Source organism: Pseudomonas sp. 910_23, from assembly GCF_052850795.1.
Map to the genome: position 1 here is coordinate 172853 of NZ_VXCZ01000012.1, position 16423 is coordinate 189275.

The 16423-nt window shown below is 59.5% G+C and carries 17 protein-coding genes; 13 read left to right on the forward strand and 4 right to left on the reverse strand.

Going from position 1 to position 16423, the window contains the following annotated elements:
- Positions 1 to 26: 26 nt before the first annotated feature.
- The 10 genes from FW800_RS16425 to FW800_RS16470 all read left to right on the forward strand — a co-directional run bounded on the left by FW800_RS16425 (position 27) and on the right by FW800_RS16470 (position 10063).
- Positions 27 to 842, forward strand: coding sequence for a TIM barrel protein (locus FW800_RS16425; protein ID WP_446437996.1), 816 nt, complete (start codon positions 27 to 29; stop codon positions 840 to 842).
- A 10-nt stretch (positions 843 to 852) separates the two neighbouring features.
- A complete protein-coding gene (gene iolD / locus FW800_RS16430; RefSeq protein ID WP_103734385.1) occupies positions 853 to 2784 on the forward strand; it encodes a 3D-(3,5/4)-trihydroxycyclohexane-1,2-dione acylhydrolase (decyclizing) in 1932 nt (643 codons plus the stop codon).
- A gap of 19 nt (positions 2785 to 2803) precedes the next feature.
- Entirely contained in the window at positions 2804 to 3814 is a 1011-nt protein-coding gene (locus FW800_RS16435) for a Gfo/Idh/MocA family protein (protein WP_446437997.1), read from the forward strand.
- A 94-nt stretch (positions 3815 to 3908) separates the two neighbouring features.
- Positions 3909 to 4937, forward strand: coding sequence for a Gfo/Idh/MocA family protein (locus FW800_RS16440; protein WP_148853674.1), 1029 nt, complete (start codon positions 3909 to 3911; stop codon positions 4935 to 4937).
- A gap of 126 nt (positions 4938 to 5063) precedes the next feature.
- Entirely contained in the window at positions 5064 to 5240 is a 177-nt protein-coding gene (locus FW800_RS16445; RefSeq protein ID WP_005787736.1) for a hypothetical protein, read from the forward strand.
- Between the two features lie 49 nt (positions 5241 to 5289).
- Positions 5290 to 6225 (forward strand): sugar ABC transporter substrate-binding protein, encoded by a 936-nt coding sequence (locus FW800_RS16450; protein WP_032876172.1) that lies wholly within the window; start codon positions 5290 to 5292, stop codon positions 6223 to 6225.
- Positions 6226 to 6290: 65 nt separating this feature from the next.
- Positions 6291 to 7844: a sugar ABC transporter ATP-binding protein gene (locus FW800_RS16455; protein WP_032876169.1), complete on the forward strand. Its 1554-nt coding sequence runs from the start codon at positions 6291 to 6293 to the stop codon at positions 7842 to 7844.
- 26 nt (positions 7845 to 7870) lie between these two features.
- Complete coding sequence (locus tag FW800_RS16460) at positions 7871 to 8893, forward strand: ABC transporter permease (RefSeq protein WP_003191668.1); 1023 nt, start codon at positions 7871 to 7873, stop codon at positions 8891 to 8893.
- Between the two features lie 361 nt (positions 8894 to 9254).
- A complete protein-coding gene (locus FW800_RS16465) occupies positions 9255 to 9659 on the forward strand; it encodes a TraR/DksA family transcriptional regulator (protein WP_003191666.1) in 405 nt (134 codons plus the stop codon).
- A 200-nt stretch (positions 9660 to 9859) separates the two neighbouring features.
- A complete protein-coding gene (locus FW800_RS16470) occupies positions 9860 to 10063 on the forward strand; it encodes a hypothetical protein (protein ID WP_005787746.1) in 204 nt (67 codons plus the stop codon).
- A 7-nt stretch (positions 10064 to 10070) separates the two neighbouring features.
- On the opposite strand, the gene FW800_RS16475 is transcribed toward FW800_RS16470, so the two are convergent.
- Complete coding sequence (locus FW800_RS16475) at positions 10071 to 10307, reverse strand: DUF2789 domain-containing protein (RefSeq protein WP_032876165.1); 237 nt, start codon at positions 10305 to 10307, stop codon at positions 10071 to 10073.
- 71 nt (positions 10308 to 10378) lie between these two features.
- Positions 10379 to 10609, reverse strand: a complete 231-nt coding sequence (locus tag FW800_RS16480; RefSeq protein ID WP_005787750.1) for a hypothetical protein — start codon at positions 10607 to 10609, stop codon at positions 10379 to 10381.
- A gap of 781 nt (positions 10610 to 11390) precedes the next feature.
- Here FW800_RS16480 and FW800_RS16485 point away from each other — a divergent pair.
- Positions 11391 to 11840, forward strand: coding sequence for a hypothetical protein (locus FW800_RS16485; RefSeq protein WP_177327419.1), 450 nt, complete (start codon positions 11391 to 11393; stop codon positions 11838 to 11840).
- 131 nt (positions 11841 to 11971) lie between these two features.
- Positions 11972 to 12979, forward strand: a complete 1008-nt coding sequence (locus FW800_RS16490; protein ID WP_446437998.1) for an ABC transporter substrate-binding protein — start codon at positions 11972 to 11974, stop codon at positions 12977 to 12979.
- Between the two features lie 121 nt (positions 12980 to 13100).
- On the opposite strand, the gene FW800_RS16495 is transcribed toward FW800_RS16490, so the two are convergent.
- Positions 13101 to 15227 (reverse strand): TonB-dependent receptor, encoded by a 2127-nt coding sequence (locus FW800_RS16495; protein WP_446437999.1) that lies wholly within the window; start codon positions 15225 to 15227, stop codon positions 13101 to 13103.
- 94 nt (positions 15228 to 15321) lie between these two features.
- The gene (locus tag FW800_RS16500; protein ID WP_005787761.1) at positions 15322 to 15711 is read right to left on the reverse strand and encodes a DUF2946 domain-containing protein; all 390 of its coding nucleotides are present in this window, start codon (positions 15709 to 15711) and stop codon (positions 15322 to 15324) included.
- Positions 15712 to 15804: 93 nt separating this feature from the next.
- On the opposite strand from FW800_RS16500, the gene FW800_RS16505 reads away from it, so the two are divergent.
- Entirely contained in the window at positions 15805 to 16242 is a 438-nt protein-coding gene (locus tag FW800_RS16505; RefSeq protein ID WP_005787763.1) for a DUF3995 domain-containing protein, read from the forward strand.
- Positions 16243 to 16423: the final 181 nt, after the last annotated feature.

Consider the following 16423-nt stretch of genomic DNA (forward strand, 5'->3'; position numbering starts at 1 on the left):
ACGGTTTTGGACGGAGAACAACAACAATGAAGTCGCCGCTACGTTTTGCCCTTAACCGTATGGTCGCGCCTGACTTGCCCCTGGCGGATTTTATCCAGCTGGCCAAAGCCCTCCAGTGCGATGCCATCGAGATTCGCAACGACCTCAAAAACCGCGACATCGAATACGGCATGTCCGCCGCCCGCGTGCGTGAGTTGTGCGCGGCGCAGGGCATCAAGGTGCTGTCGATCAACGCGCTGTACCCTTTTGATGTGTGGAACGACGAACGCCGCGCTCAGGCAATCGAACTGGCCACCTACGCCCGTGAGTGCGGGGCCCAGGGCCTGGTGATGTGCCCGTTCAATCAGCCTGGCGATACGCGTAACGACGCGCAGCGCGCCGCTGGTTTGCGCACCGCGTTGAGCGAACTGGCGTTGATCCTGCGTGAGTACGGGATTCTCGGTTTCATCGAACCCCTGGGCTTCGCAGTATCCGCCCTGCGCCGCAAGCGCGTGGCAGTGGATGCAATCAAGGCCATCGGTGGCCTGGATGTATTTCGTGTGGTGCATGACACCTTTCACCATCATTTGGCCGGCGAGCATGAGTTCTTCCCGGAACTGACCGGGCTGGTGCATATCTCCGGGGTGGAAGACCGCGAGGCGCCGCTTGACTCAATCCGCGACGGCCACCGCGTGCTGGTGGGCGAGGACGATATTCTCGGGAATGCGGCGCAGATCGACACCTTGCTGAGCACCGGCTACAGCGGCTATCTGTCGTTCGAGCCGTTTGCCGAAAGCGTGCATGGATTGGCGGATATCCGGCAGGCATTGGGGGCAAGCATCGCCCACCTGCAAAAACGATAAGGGGCGCGACATGAGCACCACACGATTGACCATGGCCCAGGCCCTGGTGAAGTTTCTGGATAACCAATACATCGAAGTCGACGGCGTACAGAGCAAGTTCGTTGCCGGGGTGTTCACTATTTTCGGGCATGGCAATGTGTTGGGCCTTGGCCAGGCGCTTGAGCAGGACAGCGGCGACCTGGTGGTGCACCAGGGCCGCAACGAACAAGGCATGGCCCATGCCGCCATTGGGTTTGCCAAGCAGCACCTGCGCCGCAAGATCTATGCGTGCACGGCCTCGGTCGGCCCTGGCGCTGCGAATATGCTCACTGCGGCAGCCACCGCCACGGCCAACCGCATACCGCTGCTGCTGTTGCCCGGCGATGTCTACGCCAGCCGCCAGCCCGACCCGGTGCTGCAGCAGATTGAGCAGTTCCACGACCTGAGCATCAGCACCAACGACGCGTTCCGCGCCGTGAGCAAATACTGGGACCGCATCAACCGCCCCGAACAGTTGATGACGGCGGCGATCCACGCCATGCGCGTGCTCACCGACCCTGCCGAAACCGGCGCGGTGACATTGGCCTTGCCCCAGGATGTGCAGGCCGAGGCCTGGGACTATCCCGACTACTTCCTGCAAAAGCGCGTGCACCGTATCGACCGGCGCCCGGCCACCGCCGCGATGATCGGCGATGCGCTGGCGGCGTTTCGCGGCAAGCGCAAACCGCTGATCATTTGTGGCGGCGGGGTGAAGTACTCCGGCGCCAATGCGGCGCTGCAAGCCTTTGCCGAGCGCTTTGAGATTCCCTTTGCCGAAACCCAGGCCGGTAAAAGCGCGGTGGTCTCCAGCCATGCACTGAACGTCGGCGGCATCGGCGAAACCGGCTGCCTGGCGGCGAACCTGCTGGCCCCCGAGGCGGACCTGATCATCGGCATCGGCACGCGGTATACCGACTTCACGACCTCGTCAAAATCGCTGTTCAAGCACCCCGAGGTGACTTTTCTCAACCTCAATGTCAGCGCCTGCGACGCGTTGAAGCTGGACGGTGTGCAAGTGGTGGCGGATGCCAGAGTCGCGCTTGAAGCGCTGGCCGATGCCCTCGGCGATTACCGTTCCGGCTGGGGCGAGCAGATCGCTGACGCCAAGGCGCAACTGAATGCCGAAGTGGATCGCGTGTACCAGGTGCAATACTCAGACGATGATTTCGTGCCGGAAGTTGACGACCTTCTGGACCGCGCCGTACTGCGCGAGTTTATCGAGCTGACCGGCTCCTGCCTGACCCAAAGCCGCGTACTGGGCGTGCTCAACCAGGCGCTGGCCGACGATGCGATCATCGTCGCCGCCGCCGGCAGCCTGCCCGGGGACTTGCAGCGCGCCTGGCGCAGCAAGGGCGTCAATACCTATCACGTCGAATACGGCTATTCGTGCATGGGCTACGAGATCAATGCCGCTTTGGGCGTGAAGCTCGCCGAGCCGACCAAAGAGGTCTACGCCCTGGTCGGTGACGGCTCCTACATGATGCTGCACTCGGAGCTGGCCACTTCGATCCAGGAACGGCGCAAGATCAACGTGGTGCTGCTCGACAACATGGCCTTCGGTTGCATCAACAACCTGCAAATCGGCAATGGCATGGACAGCTTCGGCACCGAGTTTCGCTTCCGCAACCCCGAGAGCGGCAAGCTCGACGGCGGCCTGGTGCCGGTGGATTTCGCCATGAGTGCGGCGGCCTATGGTTGCAAGACCTACAAGGTCAGCACGCTAGAGCAGCTGGAAGCGGCCCTTGCCGACGCGCGCACGCAAACCGTCTCGACGCTGATCGATATCAAAGTGCTGCCCAAGACCATGGTCCACGGCTACCTGTCGTGGTGGCGGGTAGGTGTGGCGCAGGTGTCCACCAGTGAACGCACGAATGCAGCGGCAAAAAAACTCAATGAGCACCTGGCCAAGGCCCGGCAGTACTAATAACAAGAGGAGTGTTTACATGTCTTTGAAGCTTGGAGTGATTGGTACGGGCGCCATTGGCCGGGACCATATCCGTCGTTGCAGCCAGACCTTGCTCAACAGCCAGGTGGTGGCGGTCACCGATATCAACCTTGCGCAGGCCGCGCAGGTGGTGGCGGACTTGAAGCTGGACGCCGAGGTGTACCCTGACGGCCATGCGCTGATCAACTCGCCAGAGGTCGAAGCGATCCTTGTGACCTCATGGGGCCCGAGCCACGAAGAATTCGTGCTGGCCGCCATCGCCGCTGGCAAACCGGTGTTCTGTGAAAAACCCCTGGCGGTCACCGCGCAAGGCTGCCGCAAGATCGTCGAGGCCGAAGTGGCCTGCGGTAAGCGCCTGGTGCAGGTGGGCTTCATGCGTCCGTATGACGAAGGCTATCGGGCCTTGAAAGCTGTGATCGACAGCGGCCAGATCGGCGAGACGTTGATGCTGCATTGCGCGCACCGTAACCCGACGGTGGGCGAGAATTACAACACCGACATGGCGATCACCGACACCCTGATCCACGAACTGGACGTGCTGCGTTGGTTGCTCAATGACGACTATGTGTCCGTGCAGGTGGTCTTCCCGCGCAAGACCAGCAAGGCCCTGGCCCACCTGCGCGACCCGCAGATCGTGCTGCTGGAAACCGCCAAGGGCACGCGTATCGACGTGGAGGTATTTGTGAACTGCCAATACGGCTACGACATCCAGTGCGAAGTGGTGGGGGAGACCGGCATCGCCAAGTTGCCGGAGCCGTCCCAGGTGCAACTGCGCAGCGGTGCGAAGCTGTCCAATGCGATCCTGATGGATTGGAAGGATCGGTTTATCGGTGCCTATGACGTGGAGTTGCAGGCCTTCATAGACAGCGTGCGGGCTGGGCAGGTCGGCGGGCCGTCGGCGTGGGATGGGTATGCGGCGGCGGTGGCGGCGGATGCGTGTATTGAAGCCCAGGGCAGTGGGCAGATTGTGCCGGTGAGCTTGCCGGATCGCCCACACTTCTACGGCTGATCCCAATCTCACAGGTGGAACCTGGTCAATGTGGGAGGGGGCAAGCCCCCTCCCACATTTGAACAGTGTTTGCACTTCAAAGCAGGAGTGAATCATGCGAATTGGACTAGTCGGCTATGGCCACGGAGGGCGCTTCTTTCATGCGCCGCTGATTGCGACGTTGCCTGGTGCGACGTTTGTGGGCGTTGTCACACGCTCGCCGGAGCGTCGCCAGCAATTAAGTACCGATCTACCAGGCGTGAAGGCCTTCGACTCCATCGGCCAGATCGTCGAAGCCGGCGTCGACGCCCTGGTGATTTCCACCACCCTCAAAGGTCGCCCGGCGTTGGTACTGGAAGCCATCGAACACGGCGTGGCGGTGGTCAGCGACAAACCCTTTGCCGCCAACGCTGAACAGGCCCAGGCCCTGATCACCGCCGCCGAGCGCCAGGGCTCGCTGCTCAGCGTCTACCAGAACCGGCGCTGGGATTCGGATTACCTGACTCTGCGCAAACTCATCGATGCCGGTGCCCTGGGTACCATCACCCGCTTTGAATCTCGTGTAGAACGCTACAGCCCACAAGCCGTGGGCAATGCCAGCGGCGGCGGGTGGCTGCGTGACCTGGGCAGCCACTTGGTCGATCAGGCGCTGCAACTGTTCGGCCCGGTGGACCGAGTGTTCGCCCAACTGCACTACACCCCTGAACACCCCAGCGTGGATCACGGCTTTTTTGTTTCCCTGAGCCACGCCAACGGCGTGATTTCACACCTGTGGGGCAACGCCTTGCAGAACAGCCAGGCGCCGCGCTTTCGTGTCAGTGGCACCTTGGGTTGCTACACCGTCGAAGGGTTGGATGGCCAGGAAGAAGCGCTGATCGCCGGTAAATCGCCGAAGACCGAAGGCGAGCACTGGGGCGCGGAGGAGCATCGACGCTGGGGCTGGTTCGAACAAGGCTCGGAGCGTGAGCGGGTGCCGTCGGAAAAGGGCTGCTGGACACAGTTCTATCGCCAGTTGCAGTTGGCGGTGCAAGGGCAGGGACCGCTGCCGGTAAGTGCCTATGACGCGCTGGAAACCACCCGTATATTGGACGCCGCACGCCTGAGCGCCGAGCGCCAGCAAGTGGTTTCGACAAAAATAGAATAAAATTCTAAAACAGGTTGATATGGAAATTATTTTCTAATACAGTCGTTTCCAGGTTGCATAAAGTACGTCCCGGACCCAGCGGGCGACTCAACAAAAACAAGATCAAAAACAACCAGGTACCGTCAGATGAAAATCTTCAACGCTGTACTTCGAGTTTTACGCCCCGCCCAAGCGCCACGCGGACTGCCCCGCGCCCGGCCGTTCTACTTCTCCTTCCTTAACGTGCTGTGCGTCGAAAACCAGGGCGCGCTGGTGTGCTGCATTCCAGGGGCGCCAGTGGTGCGACTGACAGCCGAGTCCTGATAAACGCAACGTCGAAAAAAACCAACAAGAAAGTGGAGACAGACCGTTCATGAAGACCCCGATCCGTTTTACCGCGCTGGCCCTGTCCATGCTGCTGGCCAGTGGCGTTGCCGGCGCCGCCGATCTGAAGGTGGGCGTCACGATGTCTGCGTTCGATGACACCTTCCTCACCTACCTGCGCGAAGACATGGACAAGCAAGCCAAGTCCTACCCCAAGGGCGATGGCGTGCAATTGCAGTTTGAAGACGCGCGGGCCGATGTGGTCAAGCAATTGAGCCAGGTCGAGAACTTTATCAGCCAGAAAGTCGACGCCATTATCGTCAACCCGGTCGATACCGCTTCGACCAAGAACATCATTGCGGCTGCGACCAAGGCGGGCATTCCGCTGGTGTTCGTCAACCGCCGCCCGGACCAGAAAGACTTGCCCAAGGACGTGGTGGCCGTGACCTCCGATGACGTCGAGGCCGGGCGCCTGCAAATGCAATACATCGCCGAAAAACTCGGCGGCAAGGGCAAGATCGTGATCCTGCTGGGTGACCTGGCGAACAACTCCACCACCAACCGCACCAAGGGGGTCAAGGAAGTGCTGGCCAAGTACCCGGACATCAAGATCGAGCAGGAGCAGACCGGCGCCTGGCTGCGTGACCGGGGCATGACCCTGGTCAACGACTGGCTGACCCAGGGGCGTGATTTCAATGCGGTGCTGGCCAACAACGATGAGATGGCGATCGGGGCGTCCATGGCCCTGCGATCGGCCGGCAAGGAAAAAGGCAGCGTGCTGATTGCCGGTGTTGACGGTACGCCGGATGGCTTGAACGCGATTACCAAGGGTGACATGGCCGCCTCGGCGTTCCAGGACGCCAAGGGCCAGGCGGTGGGTTCCGTGGAAGCGGCGCGCAAGATGGCCAAAAAAGAGCCGGTGGAGCAGAACGTGGTGATCCCGTTCCAGTTGATCACCCCGGACAACGTCAAAGACTTCAAGTAGCCCTGACACAACAACAATAAGCCGGCAGGGCGGTCACGGCCGCCCTGCAGATGGAGTGCCTCCCTATGCTTGCTCAAGCCGCTGCCTCGCAGCCCCCGGGCATCCAGCCGTTGCCGCTGGACGAACCCTACCTGCTGGAAATTCTCAACATCAGCAAAGGCTTTCCCGGTGTTGTCGCCCTGGACGATGTGCAACTGCGGGTGCGCCCCGGCACGGTGCTGGCATTGATGGGCGAGAACGGCGCGGGTAAATCGACGCTGATGAAGATCATCGCCGGCATCTACCAGCCCGACGCCGGGGAAATCCGCCTGCGTGGCAAGCCTATTACCTTCGAAACGCCGCTGGCGGCGCAAAAGGCCGGGATCGCCATGATCCATCAGGAGCTCAACCTGATGCCCCATATGAGCATCGCCGAGAACATCTGGATCGGCCGCGAGCAGCTCAACAGCCTGCACATGGTCAACCACCGCGAAATGCATCGCTGCACCGCCGAGTTGCTGGCGCGCCTGCGCATCAACCTCGACCCTGAAGAGCAGGTGGGCAACCTGAGCATCGCCGAACGGCAGATGGTCGAGATTGCCAAGGCGGTCTCGTACGACTCCGACATCCTGATCATGGATGAACCCACCTCGGCCATTACCGACAAGGAAGTGGCCCACCTGTTTTCGATCATTGCCGACCTCAAGGCACAGGGCAAAGGCATCGTGTACATCACGCACAAAATGAACGAAGTGTTCGCCATCGCCGATGAAGTGGCGGTGTTCCGCGACGGCCAGTACATAGGCCTGCAACGTGCCGACAGCATGAACAGCGACAGCCTGATCTCGATGATGGTGGGGCGAGAGTTGAGCCAGTTGTTCCCGGTGCGCGAGACGCCGATAGGTGAGTTGCTGCTGTCGGTACGCGACCTGAGCCTGGACGGCGTGTTCAAGGACGTCTCGTTCGACCTGCACGCCGGGGAGATTCTCGGTATCGCCGGCCTGATGGGCTCTGGGCGTACCAATGTGGCGGAAACCATTTTTGGCATTACCCCAAGCACCGGTGGGCAAATCACCCTGGACGGCAAGGCGGTGCGCATTACCGACCCGCACATGGCCATCGAGAAAGGCTTTGCGCTATTGACCGAAGATCGCAAGCTCAGCGGCCTGTTCCCGTGCCTGTCGGTGCTGGAAAACATGGAGATGGCGGTGTTGCCGCACTATTCGGGCAGCGGCTTTATCCAGCAGAAGGCCCTGCGCGGCCTGTGCGAAGAGATGTGCAAGAAGCTGCGAGTAAAAACTCCGTCCCTGGAGCAATGCATCGACACCTTGTCGGGCGGTAACCAGCAAAAGGCACTGCTGGCACGCTGGCTGATGACCAACCCAAGGCTGCTGATCCTGGATGAACCGACCCGCGGTATCGATGTGGGCGCCAAGGCCGAGATCTATCGCTTGATCGCCTTTCTAGCCAGCGAAGGCATGGCGGTGATCATGATTTCCTCGGAACTGCCCGAAGTGCTTGGCATGAGCGACCGGGTGATGGTGATGCACGAAGGCGAACTGATGGGCACCCTGGATCGTGCCGAGGCCACCCAGGAAAAAGTCATGCAGTTGGCCTCCGGCATGTCTGCGGTCCACTGATCTACAGAATAAGAAGGTGATGGGCTATGAACGCAATAACAGACAACAAGCCGGCGACGGCACCGGTGAAGAATCGTCGACGCATGCCCACCGAGCTGAGCATCTTTTTGGTGCTGATCGGTATCGGCCTGGTGTTTGAACTGTTCGGCTGGATCGTGCGCGACCAGAGCTTCTTGATGAACTCCCAGCGCCTGGTGCTGATGATTCTGCAAGTCTCGATCATCGGCCTGCTGGCTATCGGCGTGACCCAGGTGATCATCACCACGGGGATCGACTTGTCGTCAGGCTCGGTGCTGGCCTTGTCGGCGATGATCGCTGCCAGCCTGGCGCAGACCTCGGATTTTTCCCGGGCGGTGTTTCCTTCCCTGACCGACTTGCCGGTGTGGATCCCGGTGGCGATGGGCCTGGGCGTGGGGCTGCTGGCAGGGGCGATCAATGGCAGCATCATCGCGGTGACCGGCATCCCGCCGTTTATCGCGACCCTGGGCATGATGGTCTCGGCCCGTGGCCTGGCGCGTTACTACACCGAAGGCCAGCCGGTGAGCATGCTCTCGGATTCCTACACGGCCATCGGCCATGGTGCCATGCCGGTGATCATCTTCCTGGTGGTGGCGGTGATCTTCCATATTGCTCTGCGTTATACCAAGTACGGCAAGTACACCTACGCCATCGGCGGCAATATGCAGGCGGCGCGCACCTCGGGCATCAACGTCAAGCGCCACTTGATCATCGTCTATAGCATCGCCGGGCTGCTGGCGGGCCTGGCCGGCGTGGTGGCCTCGGCCCGTGCCGCGACAGGGCAGGCGGGCATGGGCATGTCCTACGAGCTGGATGCGATTGCCGCCGCGGTGATCGGCGGCACCAGCCTGGCGGGCGGGGTGGGGCGCATCACCGGCACCGTGATCGGCGCGCTGATCCTCGGCGTGATGGCCAGCGGGTTTACCTTCGTGGGGGTGGATGCGTATATCCAGGACATCATCAAGGGCCTGATCATCGTGGTGGCAGTGGTGATCGACCAGTACCGCAACAAGCGCAAGCTCAAGCGCTGAGTGAATCCAAGGGCCGACTCAGATCAAATGTGGGAGGGAGCAAGCCCCCTCCCACATTTAGCCCGGGATCAGCCACTTTCAACCGTTTGTCTTCTATATAGCTCCACAAACTTGAATTTCTTGCTATAAACGCACTCCGATGACCGTTCGCCAAGCCCGTCCTGGTGCCTTTGGGGGTTAATTGGGAAAAAATGCCTGTCTTTTCAGTTGCTGCGCTCTCAAGTCGGCCTTAGACTGCCGCCCCTCGTAAATTGAGTGCCGGGTGGCGCTTGAAATGGACGGCGCCCTTCCGAGACCTGCACAGGCCTTGCGGAACGCTCCCTTATTCGCCTTAATGCACGTATTTTTTATAGAGAAATCAATGACAAAGGAAAAGTTGCTGGCCATGCCGGCGGATGACTACATGAATGCCGAACAGCACGCTTTTTTCGAGAAGTTGCTGCAAGACATGAAGGTGGAACACCACGAGCGCATTGAACAGAACCGCATCGCCATTGAAAGCCTGGACACCCCGGCGGACCCGGCTGACGCGGCTTCCGTCGAAGAAGAGCGCACCTGGCTGGTAAATGCCATTGACCGCGACCAGCGTATGCTGCCGCAACTTGAGCGCGCCCTGGAGCGCATCAAGGAAGATTCTTTTGGCTGGTGTGATGACAGCGGCGAGCCGATCGGCCTCAAGCGCCTGCTGATCAGCCCGACCACCAAGTACTGCATCGAAGCCCAAGAGCGCCACGAGCAGATCGACAAGCATCAGCGTCAAGCCTGATGTGCTGAATGGGGGGCCTGCCAGTGAGCTGGCTGCCCCGTCTGCAACAACCTCCCGAGATCATCCGGCCCGCGTCTGGCGCGATGGATTGTTGCTGTTTATGCAATGAAGCTATTCCCAGGATAGCTTTTTCCAACTGGAATAAAACCGTAGCATGGCCAACATTGTTAGGCAGCTAACTAATGCTACGGAGAACTTCCATGCAAAACAAAGTCGATGTGGCCGTGATGATCGGCAGCGGTGTACCTGAGACCCTGCGTGCCTTGGGTCAGAAAGCCTGCTGGGTAGTGTTGCTCAATGGTGAACAGCGCGGCACCGCTTTTGCCAGTCGCGATGAGGCGCAGGAGTGTCAGGCTGCCTGGCAAGCGCTGTTGCGCATGGAACAGTCAGACAGCCTGCATTGAGACCGTGCTAGTGAGATTGATGCAGGCGCTGATTCAACTCATCCACCGGGATGGCCCACTCAGCGTCTTCACGCAGTTCTTCCTTAAGAAACTGCGCCTGTTGGGGCGTCCAGAACGGCGCATCGATCAACTTCACGCCTTCCGGCAACGGATGCGCGACGATGAAGGCATCAATGGCCTCAGGGGTTGAGTCCAGGCCCAGTTGTTCAAACAGGGTTTCGAGCGTGGGGATTGGCGCGTCCATTGGGTACTCCATACAAAGTGAGGATCGTTGTGTATGGGAGGCTTGAGGCGCGTTAGAGTTCTATCGAGGTATCAGGAATTGAGAGCACCCGAATCCACGGCGGTTTTCAGGGCTTTTGCGGCTTCTTTTGCTGCAAAGGCAGCGGCGTCTACAGTCTTGAACCAACGGTCTTTTTCTACCTGGTGCGCGGTCACAGTGGTCAGCGGTGGTTTGGCCCGCATGATAATGACTGCTTGAAACTCTCCGTCTACTTCCCTGGCATCGCCGTGGATAAAAAATTCGCCAATATCAAATTCCGTCACGTATAGCCTTCCCTTCAAGGTAACTGCACTGATGAAACCTGACCCGCACGGGGCAAACTTCAATGGACGGGCCAGTATGGCAGTTGTTGAGGGGCGCAGGCGCAGTAAAGTCACCCAGGTGACGAAACGAGTCCCCCGCAAAGGGCATGCAGCCTGGCTTCAAGCATTTTGGCCAATTCACAGGCTTTATTGTGGTCGCTGCGAAACCCCTTGATCCTGCCACTGGGCACTTCAAGAATGTGGAAAAAGTTCTTTCCGGCCGGTACCACTTGGTAAATAACCGAATGGGAGTACCCATCAAGGTTATGCAAGCAGTAGTATTGGCGTTCGTCTGGACATGATGAACGAGTGTGGAAGGACGTAGCATTGTGTTGACGTCGTTGCATGCTCAGCTCCTGTCGATCGATCTTGTTAGCCTGTGTTTGGCGTTTCGGGTGGTTTTGACCCGGCTTGCTGTTTTAGTATTGTCGTCGGTAGTTCGCAACTGGTTCCATGCCCGTGTATTTTTTTGTTTCGGGTGTCGGAAAGTGCACTTTTGACTGGGTTATTCTCTGAAGTTGGTCGACTCGTATTCTCGGGTCGTTGAACCTGTGATTTGCTGTGCCACCGGCTGACCTTGCTTTAGGTCCACCGCGGCTGGGTGTACGAGTCCTGCGGGTTATCTTCAGGTTTTTGATGAATGTGTGATCGTGCCGTAACGGCCGTTTTTTTGTGCTGCCCGCTTCGGCGGCCAGCGCTTTCTTGATGTGGGGGCGTTTCCTTGGCAGTCAGTAATCTGGATATGCACGCGTTATTCGTGCTGGGTGATTTGCGCGCAAAGTTGGTCAAACAGTTTCAATCCCGGTTTGTCTACGTCACTGAACAGACGCCGGAAGGCATCTACATCGCCGAGATCGATACCGAAGCGGCACTGGTCGTGGATGACAAGCCACGCCTGGAACTCAAGGTGGGCGACCATTTCCGTGCGGCTGTTTTACCCAGCCGCGAAGGTGGAAAGTTCGAACTCAAGTTTCGCGATATCAAGTTGACCGTTTACGGCCTCGGCGACTACGCCTTTGTATCGTCGAACGAAGGCCAGGGCATTGTGTTCAAGGAAGGCCATAGCGTGATGCTGGTATTTGCCGCCCATGAACAATTGCAGGAAGGGCTGACCAAAACCCTCAAGGCCGTGACGGGCAAGGCCGCCAAGTGGCGCAAGGGTGAACTGGTGACGTTCAAGGCCAGCGAATAACCGATAAATACGCTGTGCACCTTTGTCTTTCGGAACCTCTACTACAGTTGAGTTGACTTAACTATTCAGAGGCTTCGCGCATTAGCGGCAAAGCCGTTTGCCATGACTGAGAGAACGCGAGGTGCAAAGGCATGAGAGGATTGAAGTCACTGCTGGCAGCGTCGCTGACGGCCCTGAGTCTGTCACTGCCGGTATCGGCTGCACAGGCACCGGTGCATTTTGCCGACCTCAACTGGGAAAGCGGCAGCCTGATCACCGAAGTACTGCGCTTTATCGTCGAAAAGGGTTATGACTTGCCCACCGACACCTTGCCTGGCACCACCATCACCCTGGAAACCGCCCTGGCCAAGAACGACATCCAGGTGATCGGCGAAGAGTGGGCGGGCCGCAGCCCTGTTTGGGTCAAGGCTGAAGCCGAAGGCAAAGTGGTAGGGCTTGGAGACACAGTCAAAGGCGCCACTGAAGGCTGGTGGGTGCCGGAATACGTGGTCAAGGGCGACCCGTCCAGAAACCTCAAGGCCCTGGCGCCGGACCTGAAGAGCGTACAGGACCTGGTGCGCTACAAGGATGTATTCAAAGACCCGGAATCCCCGGGCAAGGGGCGCTTTCTCAACAGCCCCATCGGCTGGACGTCCGAAGTGGTCAACAAACAGAAGCTCAAGGCCTATGGCCTGGACGACACTTATGTGAACTTCCGCAGCGGCTCGGGCGCAGCGCTGGATGCCGAGATTGCCTCGTCGATCCGCCGGGGCAAGCCGGTGCTGTTCTATTACTGGTCACCCACCCCGTTGATGGGGCGCTATAAATTGATCCAGCTGGAAGAACCGCCGTTTGATGCCGATGCATGGAAGACCCTGACCGACGCGGACAACACTGACCCCAAGCCTACGCGCTCGCTGGCATCCAAATTGAGCATTGGCGTATCGACGCCGTTCCAGCAGCAATATCCGCAGATCACCCAGTTCTTCGAAAAAGTCGAGTTCCCCATCGAGCCGCTTAACAAGGCCCTGGCGAAGATGAGCGAAAACCACACCGCGCCACGGGACGTGGCCCAGGCGTTCCTCAAGGAGCACCCTGAGGTGTGGAAGGCGTGGTTGACGCCGGATGTAGCCCAGAAGGTTGAGGCGAGTCTCAAGTAACCGATAGTCTTAATGTGGGAGGGGGCTTGCTCCCGATAGCGGTGTATCAGCTTGCATATGCATCGACTGAACCACCACTATCGGAAGCAAGCCCCCTCCCACAGTTGACTGCATTTCAGGCTCAGAACTTGGTTTGCACCGCTACCTCAAACGTTCTCGGCGAACCCAGGTAATACGCCGGCGACACATGCGCAAACTCGGCATACACCTCATTGGTCAAGTTGCGCACGCGCGCGGTCACCGAGGTGCGGGCGTCGAGCTTGTAGCGCAGGAACGTACCGAACAGCGTGTAAGCCGGCACTGTCTGGGTGTTGGCATAATCGACATACACCTGGTCGACATAGCGCGCATCCACCCCCCCTTGCCAATCCTCTGAGAAGTCGTAGGTCAACCACAGGTTGCCCACGCGCTTGGGCACATTGGTCGGCGTATTGCCTTTGCGCGATACCACGGCGCCGCTGGCAACTTTGTCATTGAATTCATCGTACTCGGCATCCACCCAGGCAAAGTTGCCTTCGGCCAGCAGCCTTGGCGTGATGCGCAGTGAGCTGGCCAGTTCGATACCCTTGGACGACTGCGCGCCCACCGGGATGCTGTTGGTGGGGTCCTGTGGGTCGGTGACGGCAAAGTCTTCGCGTTCGATCTTGTAGACGGCGACCGTTGCCGAGCCGCGACCGTCCAGGTAATCGAACTTGCTGCCGATCTCCCACTGCTTGCCGGTGGATACGTCGAACACCTGGGTGGTGGTATTGGGCTGTTCGACGGCGGTGCTGTATTGCACATAGACGTTGGCCGACGGAACAAACTGATAGGTAAGCCCCACACGGCCGGTTACTGGCTCCCAACTGCGCTTGAAGTGCCGAGGGTTGGTAGCGGTGATTGTGCGGTGGCTGGTCACGTCCAGGTCGATGGCGTCATAACGCAGGCCGGTCAGCAGTGACAGCTTGTCCGTGAGCCCCAGGCGGTTTTCCACGAACAGTGCCTTGGTGGTGACCTGGTTGGTCTTGTCCTTGATGAAGCCCGGTCGGGTGCCGGGGATGTCATAGAAGTGTCCCGGGTTGTAGTTGTTCGGGTCGACGGTACTTTGACCCGATACGTTCAAGGGGCTATTGGTGGTGCTGTTGATCTTGTACTCAAAACCGCCAGACCAAGTGGTGGAGAGGCCGAACACGCCGGTGTCATGGCGCAGTTCAAACTGGTTGCCGTTCTGTTCGCCCTGATGCCGCACCTGATAGGCCGTGGAGCGGTTAACGGCGCTGTTGTCGGCGTTGTACTGGTAGGTCTCCAGGTTGCGGTAATCGCGCTGGCTGTCGAGGTGGTAGAGGGTATTTTTCAGCGTGGTGCTGTCGTTGATCCGATAGTCGATGATCGAGCGGGCCCAGATTGTACGCTGCTCATAACGTCCGTCGGCGACGTTGTAGTTGTTGAAGCGGTTGTGCTTGTCGATCTTCAGTTCGCCGGCCTTGGGATTGAGCACCGGTGTGCCCCAATACGGGCTGTCTTCATGCTCATCCTGATATTCCAGGGCCAGGGTGTGGGAAAGGTTGGGCGTGAGGTCGCTGAGGAGGGAAAACGCCACGCTCCAGGCATCCCGTTGAGCGCGGTCGATGTGGCTGTGGTTGGTGTTGCGGCTCACATCCAGTCGCGCGTAATGCTGCACGTCGGCGCCGGGCTCGGTCAGCGCGTGATTAAGGCCGAAGGCCATGCCGGCGGTCTCGTAGCTGCCGTAGGTCAGTTGGCCTTCTGCGGCCTGTTCTTCACGGGTCGCCAACTTGGTCACGTAATTGAGCGAGCCGCCCACGGAGCCGGCGCCGTTGATCAGGGAGGAGGGGCCGCCGACCAGTTCCACACGGTCGTAGATCCACGCATCCACCGGCCGCGCCAGGCCTGTGGCGACATTGATGCCGTTGAACATCTGGGTGATCTGGCTGCTGGTAAACCCGCGGTACGAGACAAAACCACCAAACCCGGGCGGCGCGCTGGCGCTGACGCCGGGCAGGGTATTGGCCGCCTCGCGAAAGGTCCTGGCGCCACGGCGCTCGATATCGTTGCGGTTGGCAATGGCCACCGAGGCCGGGGTTTCCCGCACGCTCAGGCCCAGGCGCGAGGCCATGCCGCTGGATTGATCCAGAGCCAGGCCGGGCTCAATGTTTTGATCACCTTCAATGGTGGTCGGCGCCAACTCAAGGGCGCAGGCGCAAACGGGCAGGCAGCCGAACAGGCCCGCCAACAGGGGTAGATGTTTCATGGTTGAATCCTGAAAACTTGGCTTGAAAACAACGCACAGCCACCGGTCCTTCCTCTCGGAAACGGTCGGCAATGCAGATCAGAAAGCGCAGGGATCAGGCGTAGGCAGGTGGCGCACGCGGGTTAGCCGTGGGCCAGGTGAAACGGGCAGGAATATCCGCGGCGAGCACCACCGCAGCAGGTGGCGCATGGGGTTGTGGCAGTACCGCCACATTCAGATGGGAGTTGAGCGCAGGCCCCATGCCGCCGGTAGAACACAGCGGGCAACCAAAGGCCTTCGACAGGGTTGGCAGACTTTCATCCGTGGAATTGCTGGGCAGGGGCGCCTGGGTGCGCGGGTCCACCGTACAGAACTGGCCGCTGATGCCGTTGAGCTGCATCCCCACCATCTGCCCATGACCAATGCTGCAGGCGAATACATTGAACAGGACGCAGCAGTAGAGCATCCAGGCAATGAGCGAGCGGTCGGCACGGGCGAGTTTCATGGGGCGGCACTTTAACATCAGCCGCCGACGAAATGCCTGCAAAAAATCTCAGGGCGACTATCCTGATTCCCACATTTTTCGGGAGCGTCCGCCATGAGTTTTGTCATTGCGCGATGGATTGTCGGGGTTTTTACCTTTATCAGCATGGTGCATCTTTACTGGGCGGCTGGCGGCAAATTCGGCAGCCTGGCGGCGATTCCGCAACTGCCTGGCGAATTTGCCAGCGGGCCGCGACCGGCTTTCAAGCCGTCGGCGCTGGGCACCTTTCTGGTCGCGATGGGGCTGGTAGCGATTGCCTTGCTGGTTTGCCTGCGCGCCGGGCTGTATTTCTCGCCGGTGTCCCATGGCGCGTTGCAGTGGGGCATCAGTGCGATTGCGGTGCTGATGTTTGCCCGGGCGATTGGCGATTCGGAGCTGGTAGGTTTTTTCAAGAAGGTCGGCAACTCTCGGTTTGCACGCCTGGATACGTACCTGTACTCGCCGTTGTGCCTGGTGTTGGGTGCCGGGTTGTTGGTGGTGGCCTGGACCTGATGGTCTCGGCGCCATACCTGTGGCTAGGGAGCTTGCTCTCGTGACGGTCGGACAGCCAGCACATATCTACCTGACAAATCGAGATCCAAATGTGGGAGGGGGCTTGCTCCCGATGGCGGCCTCAGGGCCGACCAGGATGTTGGATCAGACTGAGTACATATCCGTAATTAAGTTACGGTCA